A 17,553-nucleotide genomic window follows, 5' to 3' on the forward strand; every position below is an offset into this window, starting at 1 on the left:
GGTTTACTGTTTTTTTCTTGTCTAAAAGCTAAAAATCTTTATAGAAAAAGCGTCCATAAATATAAAAAGATACTTGACAAAACGCTTCCTGGGGAGAAAGTAAGGATATTGCTCCATACATTGACCCTAAGTTTGAAAACAATGTTCTTATAACTAATACTGAAAGACTTACAATGAACTCAAGACCTAAAAATCCTAAATATGCTAGAAATAAAAATGTATTAGTAATAGGAGGTTCTGGATCAGGTAAAACGAGATTTTATGTAAAGCCAAATCTAATGCAAATGCACTCTTCCTATGTAGTAACAGACCCTAAAGGAACACTTGTGTTAGAATGTGGAAAAATGCTCTATGAAAATGGATATGATATAAAGATATTAAATACAATAAACTTCAAAAAGTCCATGAAATACAATCCATTTGCTTATTTGAGAAGTGAAAAAGATATTTTAAAACTTGTCCAAACAATTATCGCCAACACCAAGGGAGATGGAGAAAAAGCAGGAGAAGATTTCTGGGTAAAGGCTGAAAAGTTATATTACACTGCCCTTATCGGTTATATATATTATGAAGCACCTGAAGAAGAAAAGAACTTTAAGACACTTTTGGATATGATTGATGCAAGTGAAGTTAGAGAAGATGACGAAACTTATATGAACCCAATTGATAGGCTCTTTGAGGCACTTGAAAAGAAAGATCCAAGTCATTTTGCAGTTAAGCAATATAAGAAATATAAGCTTGCAGCAGGAGTAATAGAATTAAGGAGAACACTTAATCACTATTTTAGTGAAATATGTACTTCTTAATTCTTTTTTTATTGAAAAATTAAGAGAAAGGGGGTAAAAATGAGGAATTTTGAAAAGATAACAGCACTCTATGAAAGATTAAGTCGTGATGATGAACTGCAAGGAGAGAGTAACTCTATCATCAATCAGAAAAAAATATTGGAAGAATACGCAAGCAAAAATAATTTGTCAAACATCATTCACTTTACAGATGATGGAATCAGCGGAACACAGTTTGACAGACCGGGATTTATGGCAATGATGAACGGAGTCAATCAAGGAAATATCGGTTGTATCATCGTAAAAGATATGAGCAGACTTGGCAGAGATTATCTCAAAGTCGGTCAATGTATGGAGATACTAAGACAAAAGGGCGTAAGACTAATCGCTATCAATGACAATGTAGATAGTTTTTACAGAGAAGATGATTTTACCCCTTTTAGAAATATCATGAACGAATGGTATGCAAGAGATACATCAAGAAAAATCCAATCGACTTTCAGATCAAAAGGCGAAAGTGGAAAACATACGGCAAGTACACCGCCTTATGGCTATATCAAAGATGAAAAAGATAAAAACAAATGGATAGTAGATGAAAAAGCAGCAGAGATAGTAAGGCGAATATTCAATATGACCATGCAAGGCAATGGTCCGTATCGAATAGCAAAGATATTGGAGAGTGAAAAAGTAGATATACCCGCCTACCATCAACAAAAATTAGGCTATGGGCTATATCAAAGCAAAAACTTTGAACACCCATATCGTTGGTGTAGTTCCACAATAGCAAGTATTCTAAAGAAACAGGAATACTTAGGACATACAGTCAATTTCAAAACAAGAAAACACTTCAAGGATAAGAAAAGTAAATATGTATCCGAGGATAACTGGCTTATTTTTGAAAATACACACGAGCCAATCATAGACCAAGAAACCTTTGATAATGTGCAAAGGATAAGAGGAAATGTAAAAAGGTATCCTGACGGTTGGGGCGAATATCACCCACTCACAGGACTGATGTATTGTGCAGATTGTGGGAGCAAGATGTATGTTCATAGAACAAGCAACTACAAGAATGTCCCATACTATGTTTGCAGCAATTACAAGAAAGTACCTTGCGGCACACTTTGTCCATCAGCACACAGAATAAAAGCAGAAGCAGTTTTAAATCTTATTAGGGAAACACTGAAAGACATTAAAAAAAACCTTGATGAAGATAATGAAGACTTTATCCGTTCTATTCAAAATGAAATGGAAGAAAAAGAAAAAATAGAGATAGAAAAGAAAAAGATAAGATTAACGGAAAGCCAAAATAGACTTCAGGAACTTGAACGACTGATGTGCAGAATTTACGAAGATATGATCCTTAACAAAATACCAAATAGCAGATATGAAATACTAAATAACCAATATGAAACGGAACAGATAACTTTAAGCAAAGAGATTAAAGCTTTAGAGCTTGAAATATCAAGATATGAAAAAGAAACAGACAGAGCTAAGAAATTTATATCTCTTATCAGTCGTTATGAAAACTTTGATGAACTTACAACTACAATGATAAATGAGTTTGTAGAAAAAATTATCGTACATGAAAGAGATAGAAAAGGAAGTCAGACATCAAAGCAAAAGATAGAAATTTACTTTAATTTCATAGGCAATTATGAACTGCCACAGGCGGAGTTAAGTGAGGAAGAAAAACAAAAACTTGAGGAAGAAGAAAGAAAAATCAAGGAAAGAAAGGACAAGTTACATCAAAATTATCTTAAGAGAAAAGCAAGCGGAAAACAGAAAGAGTATGAAGATAAATATAAGGCAAGAAGAGAGCAGAAGAAACAGGAGAAATTAAAGATTCTAAAAAGAGTGGGTATACCAATTACTGAATATATGTGTACCCATAAAACAGATTGCAAATAATTTAATTGAAAAATAATTCGAATATTTTCGAAATAGAGTTGACATACATTCTGTAAAAAAGTATAATCTATTTAGAAATATATCGAAATAGAATTTTGAAGTTTAAAATAGATTAGACGAGGTAATTTTAGTGGGATTCCCGAATACATTTAAAGCATTAGCAGATCCTGTAAGGCGTGATATTTTACTTTCCTTGAAGCAAAAATCACTTACAGCAGGAGAAATTGCTGAAAAATATGATTTATCTAATTCAACCATTTCTTATCATTTATCCTTGCTAAAAAAAGCAGAATTAGTAACGGAGAGGAAGTATAAGAATTTTATATACTATGACATAAATATATCCGTATTTGAGGAAATGATAATTTGGTTATCACAGTTTCAAGGAGTGGAAAATGAAGAATAAAAAATGGTATGTGGTAATAATACTACTTAGTTTTTCAGCAAGTATATACCTATTAACTAACGGAAATGGAGAAATTAGTTTCTATAAGTTGTATATACTACCAATGATAATTTCGGTATTTAGCATAGGCTTAGATATAATTGGTGGGATGCTGGCGAAAAGAGATAGATTGCCACATAAATTAGTATTGCCTATTGCAATGAGTGTTCCTGTGTTATTTTCTATATCACAATATGGAAAGTATGTTTTTAATCAAGCGAATGAAAACTATACTCAGAAAATAATACATGTTTTAGTAGCTTTAACCATTATTGCAGTTGGGAATTATTTGCCAAAAACAAAACCAAGTAGATTTGTAGGACTGAAATTTTTCTGGTTATTAGATAGACCGGTACTATGGTTTAAAGTGCATAGGTTGGCGGGATATTTATGGATTATATCTGGCATTTTGATACTATCCGTTGGTCTTTCAAATAAATGGTTTTGGATGATTAGTTATGCAATGCTGCTATATGTCATTCCATTGATATATTCCATTGTGTTATTAAAAAAAGAAAAGGAGGAGAAAAATGAAATCATCAAAGATTAAGCACCTAATTATTAGTAGTATTTTATGCTTAGCTACAGTTGGCATTTTCTTGGTATTTGGTAAGAATTTACCAGATATAGTACCAGTACATTGGGATTCATCTGGAAATGTTAATGGTACTATCGCCAAAACCTACTTAACTTACGGAGCACCATTTGCATATTTGCTTATTAACTTTATTGCATTTGCAAAGTTTCAAGGAAGTGAAAAAGCAACATGGAAATACTATCTTGTACCATTAAGTGTAATAGCAATTAGTTTCTTGGTAATATTTTTAGCTTTGAGATAAGAACATAGTGCAGAGTAAAATAGCTCCAGACAGATTATTCTGCTGGGGCTATTTTTAGGAGGAATTATGCTGAAAATAAATAATTTTTCGAAAACCTATAGTAATGGTCATGTTGCAATTGCTAACTTAAATTTAACGGTAGAAGCAGGTGATATATATGCGTTTATTGGTTCTAATGGTTCAGGTAAGACATCAACTATAAAGGCTATCGTGGGAATACATGATTTTGATGGTGAAATCATTGTTAATGGTAAAAAAGTAAGCAGAAAAAATGAAACTTATAAAAAAGATATTGCTTATATACCGGATAATCCTGATGTATATGAAAATTTGACAGGCTTTCAATATGTCAATTTTGTATCTGATTTATACGAAGTCGCAAAAAATGTAAGAGAGGAAAAGTTAGATTATTTCTCAAACTTGTTTGAAATGAAATCCTTTCTAAACAATACAATTTCATCCTATTCACATGGTATGAAACAAAAAATTGTGATTATCTCAGCATTGATTCATTCCCCTAAGTTATTAGTAATGGATGAGCCTTTCGTGGGATTAGATCCCAAATCATCATATTTGCTAAAAGAAGAAATGAGAAAGTTAGCGAGAAATGGTGGAGCAATTTTCTTTTCAACACATGTTTTAGAAGTTGCAGAAAAGCTTTGTAATAAAATTGCCATGATAGATAATGGACATTTGATTTTTGAGGGTAAAACAACAGAAATATTAAAAACCTCTGATGGATTAGAGCAATATTTTATGGAGATGATTAAAAAATGAAGAATACTGTCATACTTGTAAAAAATCAAGTGATCAATCTCCTTAATATCGGTAATGGAGAGAAAAACAAAAAAGAAACATTGATATATACTTCATTGAGTCTATTTTCTGTATTTATGTTGGTTTGCTTGTACAATTTCTTTTCAATAAAATCAATTATAGAAATTGGGTTATATAAGTATGCTGTATCGTATGGAGTTTCCATATCGTTTTTCTTTGTGGTTTTAGCAACGATTTTTAGAAGTAATTCTATTTTCTTTTATAACAAAGATTTTGAAATGCTTAGTTCTTTTCCGGTAAAAAAATCTGAAATCATTGCAAGTAAGTTTTTTCTATTATATTTAATAGACTTAATTATATGTGAAAGCGTACTGCTGCCAGATGTAATTTTATTATTATTAAAACAATACATTTCAATTGAACTATTTTTGATTTTTTTAGTAGCAAGCATAATTATCCCTATTATTCCTATGTGTGTGGCTTCCGGCTTGGCGATTTTAATTGAGATGTTAGGTAGTTTATGTAAAAGAAAAAATATTGTGAACATCACATTATCATTTTTGCTTTTCATGGGATATTTTATAGTTATATTAATAAATCGTGAGGCGAAATATTCAGCGTTAGAAAAAATTATTGAGAATAAACTTATAAAAATATTTCCTTTTGCAAAGCTATTTTATATCGGAGAAAGTTTACAAATTAGACTTGTTATTTTCTTGTTTATTTCAGTTGCGATATTTAGCTTGTATTTCACTTTCTCAATGAAAAATTACGATAAAATACATCTATTTCTAAATAGAAGTTTTCAAGGGAAAAGAGATGCTAACTTAACTATTAAGATAAAGACACCATTTAGAGCATTGTTTGAGAAAGAATTGAGACGATATTTAGGCTCAAGCAGTTATGTAATAAATACTTCTTTGGGCATTATGATTTTGTGTTTTGTATCATGTGGATGTATTAAATTTGGAATCTCTAATATAGAAAATCTGTTAGGAATAAGCTCATTGGAACCAATACTTACTCAATATGGTTCATTGTTTATTGCTTCATTTTTAATAATGTCCTGCACTACATCATCGTCCATATCATTGGAAGGCAATAACCTATGGATATTACAATCATCACCAGTGTCTACAAGGAAAATCATAAATAGTAAAATAGCGGTTAATGTTTTAATACACTTTGTTGGATATGTACTTGCAGTAATGATGATTCTTTTGAAAACTAAATTGAATTTGCTTCAAATGAGTTTTGTATTGATTGTTCCGATATGTTATTCATTATTTATTTCTGTTGTAGGTCTTTATCTAAACATGCGATACATGAAACTTAAATGGAATGATGAGATAAGTGTAGTTAAGCATAGTACAGCAGCCATACTAACCAATCTTATTGCAATCTTGATGATTGCAGTTCCTGTTATAATGATGATTTTCTTGCATTTGTCATATCAAGTAACAATGCTTATAATATGCACCTTAATGCTTATTGTTTGTCAAAAATTATATAGAGTTAGTCTATCTATAAATTTTTGCAAGTAATGTGAAGAAAATACTAATGAACTAATAATAAAATTAAATATAGAGATAAATGAATGAAAATTTATGAGAGGATGAGATTTTTGAAAAATTTAACTTTTAATAGGCAAATAACAATTGGAATTATTTGTATGTTTTTAGGGTTTATTATAAGCAGTGTTACAGATGTTAAATGGTTTTCTAATATTGGAGCATGTCTTTTTGGATTGTTTTTTGTTTTAAATCCAGTAGAACCTGAAAACTATAAAGGATATTCTAATTTAAAAATTTGGATTAGAATGACCGGGATATTAATAATGGTGTTAGGTGCTATTACTCATTTTAATTGGTAGTTAACTATCAGTTTGTTTAACTAATAATTAAATAATGGCTAACGAGAAAAGCAGTAGATCAAAAAGGTTTACTGTTTTTTCTTTGCTCAAAATTAGAAAGAGAGGAAAATAGAAAATGAAAAAAGAAAAAACATTACAAGAAGTACAAATAGAAATTGCAGAGCTTGAGGAAGAAAAAGAAAGCTATGAAATTCAGTTACGACAACTAAAGAATAGAGAAAAAATGTTAGTCAAGTTAGCAAATCAAAAAGAGAGAACAAGAAGAAATCATAGGCTTATTCAAAGAGGCTTGATAGTAGAAAAGGTAATTAAAAATCCTCTTATGTTTACCAATGAGGATATAGAAAAGCTGTTAAATATTTCTACTCACACAGAAGAATACAGACAAGCCTATGAAGAAATGATAAATGGGAAAGATATGGAAGATGAAACAGACATCGAGTAGACAGAATAAAAGACCTTAGTTTTTTCAGAAGCTCCCTGCAAGGGCAAAAAGCTCCGCAGGACGCAAAGCACCCTTTAGGGTGTATAATTGCGCCCTTAGTAAACTAAGGGATTTTAGCAAGTCTTTAAACACACAAAACTTAATAAAAATATACGGATAAAGCAGATAGGAAAAGATAGAAAAAATAACCTGTATGCTTTTTTCTTTATATGAAAAATAAACAAAAAATGAAAGGAGCTTATACCGATGGCAGAAACATTTCACTTTAATATTTCCATGATAAGCAGAGGAAAAAGTAAATCGGCAGTTGCAAGTGCAGCATATATCTCTTGCGAGAAAATCAAAAATGAATGGGATGGAGAAGTTCATGACTATCATAATAAAAAAGGACTTTTACATTCAGAAATCTTCTTGCCAGAGAATGTCCCCATAGCATTAAAAGATAGAACTACTTTATGGAATAGCGTTGAACTAAATGAGAAAGCAAGCAATGCACAGCTTGCAAGAAACTTCATTATCGCCTTACCGAAAGAATTATCTTTTGAAGAAAACAAGAAACTCATTATCGACTTCATACAAGAAAATTTTGTATCAAAAGGAATGATAGCAGACCTTGCAATCCATGATGAAAGTGATGAAGAAAATAACAATATCCATGCTCATATTATGACTACCCTTAGACCAATCAATGAAAAAGGAGAGTGGCAGGCAAAAAGCAAAAAAGAATATGTTCTTGATGAAAACGGAGAAAAGATAAAACTAAAAAGCGGAAACTACAAAACAAGAAAAGTAGAGCTGACAGACTGGAACGATAAAGGCAACGCAGAGAAATGGAGAAAGAATTTTGCAAGACTTTGTAATCAGTATTTAGAAAAAAATCATCAAGAAAAGAGAGTGGATCATCGTTCCTACAAAAGACAAGGAATAGAAGAAATCCCAACCATTCACATGGGAGCAAGTGCCAGTGCCTTAGAGAAAAAAGGAATCGAAACCGACAAAGGAAACATCAACAGAGAAATAAAAAAACATAACTCTTTAGTAAAAGCTATCAAGAACAAGATAAAAGAAATCACTTCTTGGATAGACTCTTTACTTGGAAATCTGCAAGCAAAATACGATGAGTATAAACAGACCAAGAAAGATGAACTGGAGAACAAAGCAGAACTCTTTAACCTCTATGAATATATTTCTATCTACAACGAAATACAGGGAGAAAAAACAAAAAATCTATCCTACTATGGACAGATAAAAAAGGGAAATGCAGACCTAAAGAGATTTGTAAAAGCAATCTACTATTTGAAAGATAATCATCTTCAAACCATAGCAGACCTACAAGAAAAAGTCTTTGAACTGGCAAAGCAAAGTAAAAAAATAAGTGGTGATATTCAAGATAAAACACAAAGAATAAAAGACCTAAATCAATGTGTAAGTTGCATAGACTCTATCAAAGAAAATAAAGAAGTCTATCAGGAATACAAAAGCAAAACCATATTCAAAGACAGCTTTTACAATTCTCATAAAAAGGAAATAGATAAGTACCAAAGAGCAAGAAAGATTATAGAAAAGTTTACCGGGACATCAGCTATAAAATTAAATGATTGGCAAAAAGAAATATCAAGCCTTGAAAAAGAGATACAAGACTTAACCAAAGATAAAGCTAAAGTACAAGATGAATTTAAGCAGATAGACCACATCAAATATGCAGTAAAGATTGTTAATGACGAGTATGGAATAGACCTATCCATAGAAATAGATAAGGCAATTAAGAGAGGAGATAAACCAAGTGTAATTGCACAACTGAAAAAATTCCAAGAGCAAGAGGAAAGAAAGGAGCAGTACAAACAAAAAGCAAAAGATAAGGCTAAAGAAAATTATAAAAATAAAGGGGAGGAAAGATAAAAATGGCAGACAACAGAAGATACTATTGGTTAAAATTGAAAGAAGATTTTTTTACAGATAAGAGAATCAAAAGGCTAAGAAAAATATCAGGAGGAGATACCTATACAATCATTTACCTCAAATTGCTTTTACTTAGCTTAAAAGATAGTGGGAAGCTGTATTATGACGGAGTAGAAACAGACTTTATCAAGGAGCTTGCATTAACGATTGATGAAACGGAAGATGATGTAATGGTTACAGTAAATTATCTTGTAGCACAAGGATTGATGGAGATAATCACAGAAAATGACGAGTATTTTTTAACAGAAATCCCAAGTCTTATAGGTTCAGAAACAGCTTCTACAAGGCGTTCAAGAAAATCGAGAGGACAAAAAGCGTTGCAATGCAACACCAGTGCAACATCTTGCAACCTTTTGCAACAAAACTGCAACGGAGATATAGAGATAGATAAAGAGATAGATATAGAGTTAGAGAAAGAGGGGGAGATAGAAAAAATATCCCCCTCCCTTTATGGAGAATATAAAAATGTTTCCTTAACTGATGAAGAATATGGAAAATTAAAGGATAAAATGCAAGGTCATAGGGATAAAATGATAGAGAAGCTGTCAACCTATATGCAAAGCACAGGAAGAAACTATAAAGATCATTATGCGACCTTAGTTCATTGGTACGAACAAGACAAAGGGAAATTAAAGGAGAGCAGTAAATCAAAAGTATATACCTTTGAAGATTATGACAAGGGGGAACACTTGTAGACCTCGTATAAGACGGTGGAAAGGTGTTTTTAGAGCGTTAATGATAAAACAGGTATCAGACTATTGCTAAGTGTAAAATGGAGCTTAAAATTGCAGTATGGAAAAAATATCGTATTTATGATAAAATGATAATGATATGGTAATAAACTCAGTTATAAGGAGAGGATATATAAATGCGAATTCAATTTACTGTAACCGATGAAGAACTTGAAATTTTAACTAAAAAAGCAATAGAGGGAGGTTTCCCAAGCGTTACTGAATATTGTAAGTGTAGCAGTTTACAAGAAAATACAAGCTATGTTGACCTATATACTACCTTATTAAACAAAATTAGCTCTTTACCGAAAGGCAAAGAATTTGTTTTGAGAGAGTTAATCGCAACACCGCCGGCATTGATTGGCAGATGGTTTTATGAAAATGTAAATAAGGGACTTGTAAAAAATGTAGAACACATCGGAAAAGCTGAAGGCGGAGTAGAAAAATATAAAAGAATTTAGATAATGTTGGAGGTGCATTTCATGGCAGAAGAAAATAAAGAGATAGTTATTGTAGATGATAAAACTATACAAGAAAAAATATATCTTATTCGTGGGCAAAAAGTAATGCTTGATGCAGATTTAGCTGAAATATATGGTTATGAAACAAAAAACTTTAATAGACAGGTGAAAAACAACGCAGAAAAATTTGAAGGTGAAGACTTCATGTTCCAATTAACGGACGAAGAAATGGTAGAACTTTCAAGGTGCAAAAATTTCACCTTGAACAGAGGGACTGGTAGAGGAAGTAATATTAAATACAATCCTTATGCATTTACAGAACAAGGAATCTATATGCTCATGACTGTACTAAGAGGTGAACTTGCTGTTAGGCAAAGTAGAGCTTTAGTTAGAACATTTAAGCAAATGAAAGATTTTATCATAGAAAACCAAGATTTTATCGGTTCAAAAGAATTAGTTCAAATAGCAGTACAGACAAATCAAAATACAAAGGATATAGCTGAAATAAAGTCGCAAATGGCTACAAAAGAAGATTTGAAAAAGGTTATGGATAATTTTATAGATCCGGACACATACAAGCATTTCCTTTTAATGAACGGAGATAAGATTGAAGCAGATGTTGCCTATACCAAAATATATAAGTCTGCAAAGAAAAGTATTTATGTGATAGACAACTATATAGGCTTGAAAACCTTAGAATTATTAAGAGCTGCAAAAGACAATGTTGAAATTATAGTCTTTAGCGACAATATGAAAAACAAGGATATGCTGACAAAAAATATCCTAAACGATTTTAGAAAAGATTACCCTAATATCAATCTTAAGATGAAAATTGCAGGGAAAAAGTATCACGATAGATATATTGCCATCGACTATGGAGCAGACAGTGAAGCCTTTTATCTTTGCGGAGCGTCATCAAAGGACGCAGGAAATAAAATATCAACGATTTCAAAGATAGAGGAATCCTCTAAGGATATGTATCATACAATGTTTGGCGGAATGCTGAGCAATAAGGATTTGAAAATTTAATATGTAAATGCTCAAGCGTTATTCAATGTATAAGACTTGCAAAAGGCGGTAGAAATAAAACTCTATCGTCTTTTTTAATTGCAACTAATAGGAGGAAAATAATATGCACGAAAACAGAAATGAACAAAATATTGGAACAAAGACCATAAAGAAGATTGGAAAGGCAACTTATGAGGTTGTTGTCCATTTTAATGAAAATGCAACGGAAACCATGCAAGATAAATTGAAAAGGATAATGCTTAGGGAAATGGAGCAAAAAAAAGACAAAAAAACCCATAAAAATGATTAGAAAGTCCTTGACAAGTTGTTACAGGGAAAACTGCAAAGTCAATTTTAATATCATGTGGAGCAAGACTTGCACCTTTTGATATAAGAGAGCTTAGAGAATTAATGAGCGAAGATGAACTAGAGCTTGATAAAATTGGAGATAGAAAAACTGCTTTATTCGTAATAATATCAGATACAGATGATACCTTTAACTTTGTAGTCTCAATAATGTATTCCCAATTATTTAATCTACTATGTGATAAGGCAGATGATGTGTATGGTGGAAGACTTCCAGTTCATGTTAGGTGTTTGCTTGATGAGTTTGCAAATATTGGCTTAATTCCTAAATTTGAAAAACTGATTGCAACAATTCGTTCAAGAGAAATATCAGCAAGTATAATACTGCAAGCACAATCTCAATTAAAAGCAATCTATAAAGACCATGCAGATACAATAGTTGGTAACTGTGACTCAACACTTTTTCTAGGAGGAAAAGAAAAAACAACAGTAAAAGAGTTATCAGAAACTTTAGGAAAAGAAACCATAGACCTATATAACACATCAGAAACAAGATCAAATCAAAAATCTTTTGGTCTAAATTATCAAAAGACTGGCAAGGAACTTATGAGCCAAGATGAAATAACTGTAATGGATGGCGGTAAGTGTATATACCAACTAAGAGGAGTAAGACCTTTCTTGTCTGATAAATTTGATATTACAAAGCATAAGAATTACAAGTTGTTGGAAGATTATGATAAGAAAAACTTATTTGATGTGGAAGAGTATTTAACAAATAGAGATAAGGTAAAGTTAAAATCCAGTTATAAAATAAATAGGTTAAACATTTGAGTTTATGGAGAAGACAAAATGTGTGAAAATAGAAAATCATCTTTAATTATATTAAATATAAATGGGGAGCACTTTATTCTAGAAAGTGATACAGAACTCACAAGGGATAAGAAAAATTATATTGAAGCAATATGTGAGACAATGTACGATGAAAGTAATGAATGGTATGATGATATATACGATATGTCCCCATATGATATAGCTGAATTATTTGAAAAAACAGTAAAAGAAGAAATAGGAATAACTGTTACATTTAAAGCGATAGACCTTGAAGTATCTATTTTAGAAGACTAGAAATATTGAAATGGATGAATATTGGTCTGATGATGGATTAGCACCAGAATGGCGTAAGAAAATGAAAATTGGGAAAAGAATTAGGTAAATTAGTTTAAGGAGATAAAATATTGATAGAAAGTAGACCTGAGTTTGATAAAATCACATCGTTTAATGAGTTTAATAAATACTATTGGTATCGTGAAGAACTTTCACAGATATGCAAGTCATTAGGATTAGAATACAGAGGTACAAAACAGGAACTCAATTATATTATTGAACAGTACTTTAAGGGTGATTTGATTAAAAAGTCATCAATAAAAAATGAAAAGAAACAAGTAGAAACTATTACCTTAGATACTCCATTACTTGAATGCGGGTTCTCCTTTAACACACATTTCAGAGATTATTTCTCAATTTTAACAGATGTTTCGCCATTTAAATTTACTGCTGATATGGCTACTGCTTGGAGAAAAGTAAAAAGAGAAAATGATTTGAGTTTTACAATTCAAGATATGCTCAAAGTTTATTATGGGAAATCAAATTATGCTAAGTATGATAATTCGGTTTGTCAATGGAATAAATTTTTAAAGGATTTCTGTGCAGACGAAAATAGTTACAACTACTCGAATAAATTAAAAGTAGCCTCCATTCTTTGGAAAGAAATTAGAGATTCAAAAAACAAAAAAGTTTATTCACGAGAACTTATAAAAAAATATGAGGATAAAATAGAAGACTATCACAAGTAAACAGAAACTATTTTTTTGAATGAAAAAAATTAATACAGATAGATGTTAGGCGATAGAAATTAAAAACTCTATCGTCTTTTTTTATACTCAAAATTAGGAGGTTAAGATGGTAAGGATAAGAAGTCCCACTTAAAACAATTTAATATATTAGACATTTAGCGATTGAATTATAATTTCAGTCGCTTTTTTAATTGAAATTTTTAGAATAAGGAGAAGAAATTAATGGATAGAGAAATGATAAATATTAATGCAAATTTAGTTAAGGAAGCTGAATTTTCAGAATTTGAAAAAGATGGAGAAAATGTTCAAGTAGCAAATTTTGCTCTTGTTAAAAATTATGGAAAGGGCAAAGAATATACAAATTGCTCAGTATATGGAGAAAAGGTAGAAATTGTAAAAGAATTTGAAAAAGGAGATCTAATCCATGTCTTTGGATATTTCAAAGAAAACAAAAAAGGAGATAAGGTCTACAAGAATTTTATAGTTAAATCACTAAAAAAAATAGAAAATAAAGAGAAAGAAAACGAGGAGGAATAATATGGAATTTTTTACAGCTGGAGTTGGAGTTTTAAAGACACTTGTAACTGCAATTGGTGCAGGTTTAGGAGCATGGGGAGTTATTAACTTAATGGAAGGTTATGGTAATGATAACCCTGGTGCTAAATCTCAAGGTATTAAGCAATTTATGGCAAAATAAGGACGGAATAACACAACAAATTCTCTAAAACAAATCACTAAATCAATGTAAGATTGAATGAAATCAATATTTATGCTATAATTAAATAAATCTAATGAACAGAAAAAGAGGGATATTATGGCACTTAACTATAAACCATTATGGATACAGTTAGCAAAAAAAGGACTAAAAAAAACAGATGTAATAGCTATGGCAGGACTTACAACAAATGTTATGGCACAAATGGGAAAGGATAAACCAATTACATTTAAGAATTTAGAAAGAATATGTAAGGCTCTATCTTGCACTCCTAACGATATTATTAGTTTTGAAGATAATTTTAGTGACGAGGAATAGAAAATGAGTTTAAGGACAGAAGATCAAGTTAGGGATTATGCAAAAGAAGCAGAAGATATAAAACAAAATAAACTTTATGGTATCAAGTTTGATAGAGAAAGGGCGTAGGTTATGAAAAAATTTTTAAAGATTTTTATTTTTCTTGAAATAATACTCTTCGCATATATTTTTAATACTTCTATTTACAACATTTACGAAAAGAATAACATTTCTTCCGAGAATTTGAAGGGGTATGTTTTAGAAGAAACGTCTCCAGAAATTCTCAACAAATTTTATACAATATTTACAGAAGAATATTCTCAAAACAAATTAGAACTTATTAACAATACGCTCACTTCTACAGATAAATCCATTTATGATTTATATTGCTATCCATTAAATGAGTTTGTACAAAAGCAACCTATATCTAAGTCTATTTTGCTTCAATATCATGAATTGAAAAAGGAAGATTTCTTAGATAGTGTTGGTGTATTCTATACGGACTTACGAGCCGATGAAATAAAAGAGATAGAGTCTCAACTATCTGTTGCAATAAGCGATTTTCAAAATGAAGCTATTCCGTATAGAATGGTGTTAAAATTAAATCTTTTTAATTTTGTAATCTTGTATATTGTGCTTCAAATAATATACTGTATTTACACATCTTATAGTTTGAAAAAAATAGGTATTAAAAAAAGCATGGGCTTTTCTACTGTGCATATTTTAAAGGAGCAAATTACTAGTATAATAAAATATTTTGTTGTAATATGCTCAGTATTAATTTGCTTGCTAAATTTGTATTACGCATTAACAAACCGATTTGAATTTTCTTATTTAGCAACAAGTTTACTTTTCTTTACTATTATTTTAGCTATAAATATAATTTGTGTTTTAATTACAAGTATTTTAATTAAATTTGTTTCTTTGGAAGCAATGATAAAAAATAAGACTTTAAATAGCGGCATAAACATTATAGTTCAGGCTGTAAAAATAGTTTTTTCAGTAATAATCACGATTACTATTATTTCATTGTTAAATCAAGGAAACTCATTTAAACAAAGCCAACAAGCTGTTTTAGATTATAAGTATCTGGATGGATATTATACCGCTAATGGTTTTAATTCATCAGAATATGATTATGCGTTAGCAAACAAAGACATATTAGAAAGTTATTCTGAACAAACATTAGAAATGTACAACCATAACCATTCGTTACTTTGTGATTTTAGTAAGGGCAGTGCTTTACAGACATCACGCCCCTATTATGAACAACAGCTTGTTATAGCAAATAGAAATTATCTGAGTGAATTCTCAAATATCCAACTCAATGGAAAACCATTGGGAGAGGATATATTTAATGAACCAACAGTATTAGTTCCTCATAAATATAAGAGCGATGAAAATTCTATTAAAGAATATATTAAGCAAGAATATTTCCGATTGATGAACTACGATCAATTTTATAAAATACCTGGAGAAGAAAAATCTATTGATAAATTTAATGTTGTCTATATAGATGATGATTCTACGGTAAAAGTTAATACAGAAAATGGTTTTTCAGACATGACTGACCCAATTATCATTGTTGATACGGGCGATTTTGGAGGGCTTTACTATTTGGATTCCTTAAATAGAAGATGTCTATTTTTTCAAATGGAGTCAAGAGAAGAATTTTCTTCTCTGTTAGCAGAATATAATTTCGAGAACTTAGTTACAGCCGGAACATTACTTACACCTTATTTAATGCAACTTGAAAATGTAAAATTTGTTCTTAAAACGCTCACTATGTTTACGATTGTCTTTATAGTTTCCTTACTGTTTATTTTGTATATTTCAAACTATGTAGACATTGTTGTAAATCGAAAGAGATATGCAGCAAAAGAGATTTTAGGATTTTCTCATTTTAGAACACTGAAAAATCGTTATATTTTTTGGGGTATCGAACTAATTATATCGGGCGTATTAACTGTTATAAATTATTATTTTGCTTGTCTTTTTGCGATTATACTTATTGACTATATATTCTGCGAATTGCTTTATAGAGTTTATATCTTAAACTCTTTATACGAGATTGAAAAGGGGGCATAAGTATGTCATTGATTACATTGAAGAATATCAAAAAAGAATATGGAAAAAATCAGGTTCTATTTGAAAATTTATCTTTAGAAATAGAAAAGGGCGAGTTTGTAGGACTTGTAGGCAAAAGTGGTGCAGGTAAAACGACACTTTTAAATATAATTGGATTGATTACTGATATATCTGAGGGAACAATCACTATTGATGGTCATCAAAATTTGTCCGTAAACAGCAAAAATGCTATGATTTTGAGGAGACATACTATAGGATATCTGTTTCAAAATTATGGACTAATAGAAGATGAAAGCGTATTATGGAATTTAAAATTAGCTCTTGAATATAAAAAAATGAAAAAGAAAGAAAAGCTGAAAGTAATCAATGAGTATTTGAAGCAATTTGAGTTAAGTGATATGCTTAACAAAAAAGTATATCAACTAAGCGGTGGAGAGCAGCAGCGAATTGCAATTATTAAATTAATTTTGCAAGGAAGCCAGATTATATTAGCTGATGAACCAACTTCTGGACTTGATAAAGAGAACGAAATGATAGTGATGAAACTTCTGAAAGAATTGAATGAAAAGGGAATTACTATAATCATGGTAACTCACAACATGAATTTGTGCAATTACTTTTCCAGAGTTATAAATGTAGAAAATTTTAGATAGTTAGAAGATGAATTTTCAGAATTTGAAAAAGATGGAGAAAGAATAATAAATAGAAAATCATTATAGAAACATAGATGATATTTCAAAAGACATAAAATTTTAATAGTGAAACTTAGGAAGAGATAGCAGAAATGTTATCTCTTTTTTAATACAAGAAAGGAGATCAGTATGAAAAAATTAGAACAACTAAGACAAGAGTCAAAAGAAATAAAAGATAAAATTGACGATACAGAAGAAAGATTAAGGCAACTAAAAAATCAAGAAAAAAAGATACTAAAACAAGACATAGTAAAAAGAAGAAAAGAAAGAACTCATAGGCTCATAACAAGAAGACCAATCTTAGAAAGCCTTATAGAAAATGCAGAAGAACTAACAGATGAAGAAATAAAAATCCTACTAGAAGAAGC

Annotated in this window: 21 protein-coding genes and 2 pseudogenes; all 23 read left to right on the top strand. The window is 30.4% G+C overall.

Features of this window, described 5'->3' with window-relative positions:
* Window positions 1-80 precede the first annotated feature (80 nt).
* Window positions 81-749, top strand: a pseudogene (locus J2Z38_RS10060) (type IV secretory system conjugative DNA transfer family protein); the annotation flags it as partial.
* Window positions 750-845: 96 nt separating this feature from the next.
* Window positions 846-2,696, top strand: coding sequence for a recombinase family protein (locus J2Z38_RS10065; RefSeq protein WP_004825289.1), 1,851 nt, complete (start codon window positions 846-848; stop codon window positions 2,694-2,696).
* A gap of 130 nt (window positions 2,697-2,826) precedes the next feature.
* Window positions 2,827-3,102: an autorepressor SdpR family transcription factor gene (locus tag J2Z38_RS10070; RefSeq protein WP_004825167.1), complete on the top strand. Its 276-nt coding sequence runs from the start codon at window positions 2,827-2,829 to the stop codon at window positions 3,100-3,102.
* Window positions 3,092-3,691 (top strand): SdpI family protein, encoded by a 600-nt coding sequence (locus J2Z38_RS10075; protein WP_004825214.1) that lies wholly within the window; start codon window positions 3,092-3,094, stop codon window positions 3,689-3,691. Before J2Z38_RS10070 ends, J2Z38_RS10075 begins: the two co-directional genes overlap by 11 nt.
* A complete protein-coding gene (locus J2Z38_RS10080; protein WP_004825228.1) occupies window positions 3,672-3,980 on the top strand; it encodes a DUF1648 domain-containing protein in 309 nt (102 codons plus the stop codon). The genes J2Z38_RS10075 and J2Z38_RS10080 overlap by 20 nt, the downstream gene beginning before the upstream one ends.
* 66 nt (window positions 3,981-4,046) lie before the next feature.
* Complete coding sequence (locus J2Z38_RS10085; RefSeq protein ID WP_004825159.1) at window positions 4,047-4,757, top strand: ABC transporter ATP-binding protein; 711 nt, start codon at window positions 4,047-4,049, stop codon at window positions 4,755-4,757.
* Window positions 4,754-6,301: a hypothetical protein gene (locus tag J2Z38_RS10090; RefSeq protein ID WP_209775160.1), complete on the top strand. Its 1,548-nt coding sequence runs from the start codon at window positions 4,754-4,756 to the stop codon at window positions 6,299-6,301. Before J2Z38_RS10085 ends, J2Z38_RS10090 begins: the two co-directional genes overlap by 4 nt.
* 53 nt (window positions 6,302-6,354) lie before the next feature.
* Complete coding sequence (locus J2Z38_RS10095; RefSeq protein ID WP_004825250.1) at window positions 6,355-6,630, top strand: hypothetical protein; 276 nt, start codon at window positions 6,355-6,357, stop codon at window positions 6,628-6,630.
* 115 nt (window positions 6,631-6,745) lie between these two features.
* Window positions 6,746-7,075, top strand: a complete 330-nt coding sequence (locus J2Z38_RS10100) for a DUF3847 domain-containing protein (protein ID WP_004825205.1) — start codon at window positions 6,746-6,748, stop codon at window positions 7,073-7,075.
* 246 nt (window positions 7,076-7,321) lie between these two features.
* Window positions 7,322-8,974, top strand: a complete 1,653-nt coding sequence (gene mobQ, locus J2Z38_RS10105; protein WP_209775162.1) for a MobQ family relaxase — start codon at window positions 7,322-7,324, stop codon at window positions 8,972-8,974.
* 2 nt (window positions 8,975-8,976) lie between these two features.
* The gene (locus tag J2Z38_RS10110) at window positions 8,977-9,729 is read left to right on the top strand and encodes a phage replisome organizer N-terminal domain-containing protein (RefSeq protein WP_209775163.1); all 753 of its coding nucleotides are present in this window, start codon (window positions 8,977-8,979) and stop codon (window positions 9,727-9,729) included.
* Between the two features lie 173 nt (window positions 9,730-9,902).
* Window positions 9,903-10,226 (top strand): hypothetical protein, encoded by a 324-nt coding sequence (locus J2Z38_RS10115; protein WP_001222546.1) that lies wholly within the window; start codon window positions 9,903-9,905, stop codon window positions 10,224-10,226.
* Window positions 10,227-10,247: 21 nt separating this feature from the next.
* On the top strand, window positions 10,248-11,255 hold the full coding sequence (locus J2Z38_RS10120) for an ORF6N domain-containing protein (protein ID WP_000797006.1): 1,008 nt from the start codon (window positions 10,248-10,250) through the stop codon (window positions 11,253-11,255).
* 103 nt (window positions 11,256-11,358) lie between these two features.
* Window positions 11,359-11,544, top strand: coding sequence for a transposon-encoded TnpW family protein (locus J2Z38_RS10125; RefSeq protein WP_000545052.1), 186 nt, complete (start codon window positions 11,359-11,361; stop codon window positions 11,542-11,544).
* Window positions 11,545-11,555: 11 nt separating this feature from the next.
* Window positions 11,556-12,371, top strand: a pseudogene (locus tag J2Z38_RS10130) (VirD4-like conjugal transfer protein, CD1115 family); the annotation flags it as partial.
* An 18-nt stretch (window positions 12,372-12,389) separates the two neighbouring features.
* Window positions 12,390-12,665 carry a hypothetical protein gene (locus J2Z38_RS10135; protein WP_209775164.1) on the top strand — a complete coding sequence of 92 codons (276 nt, stop codon included), beginning with the start codon at window positions 12,390-12,392 and terminating at the stop codon, window positions 12,663-12,665.
* Between the two features lie 110 nt (window positions 12,666-12,775).
* Complete coding sequence (locus J2Z38_RS10140) at window positions 12,776-13,393, top strand: SAP domain-containing protein (RefSeq protein WP_209775166.1); 618 nt, start codon at window positions 12,776-12,778, stop codon at window positions 13,391-13,393.
* Between the two features lie 222 nt (window positions 13,394-13,615).
* Entirely contained in the window at window positions 13,616-13,930 is a 315-nt protein-coding gene (locus J2Z38_RS10145) for a single-stranded DNA-binding protein (protein WP_209775167.1), read from the top strand.
* 1 nt (window position 13,931) lies between these two features.
* A complete protein-coding gene (locus J2Z38_RS10150; RefSeq protein WP_004825242.1) occupies window positions 13,932-14,090 on the top strand; it encodes a Maff2 family mobile element protein in 159 nt (52 codons plus the stop codon).
* A 117-nt stretch (window positions 14,091-14,207) separates the two neighbouring features.
* Entirely contained in the window at window positions 14,208-14,426 is a 219-nt protein-coding gene (locus J2Z38_RS10155; protein ID WP_001207345.1) for a helix-turn-helix domain-containing protein, read from the top strand.
* Window positions 14,427-14,537: 111 nt separating this feature from the next.
* Window positions 14,538-16,493, top strand: a complete 1,956-nt coding sequence (locus tag J2Z38_RS10160) for a hypothetical protein (protein ID WP_209775169.1) — start codon at window positions 14,538-14,540, stop codon at window positions 16,491-16,493.
* A 2-nt stretch (window positions 16,494-16,495) separates the two neighbouring features.
* Entirely contained in the window at window positions 16,496-17,146 is a 651-nt protein-coding gene (locus tag J2Z38_RS10165; RefSeq protein WP_070738123.1) for an ATP-binding cassette domain-containing protein, read from the top strand.
* Between the two features lie 168 nt (window positions 17,147-17,314).
* On the top strand, window positions 17,315-17,553 hold a 239-nt coding region (locus tag J2Z38_RS10170; protein WP_209775171.1), incomplete at its 3' end, for a DUF3847 domain-containing protein.

Source organism: Anaerococcus degeneri (assembly GCF_017874475.1).
In the GTDB taxonomy this organism is placed as follows: domain Bacteria; phylum Bacillota; class Clostridia; order Tissierellales; family Peptoniphilaceae; genus Anaerococcus; species Anaerococcus degeneri.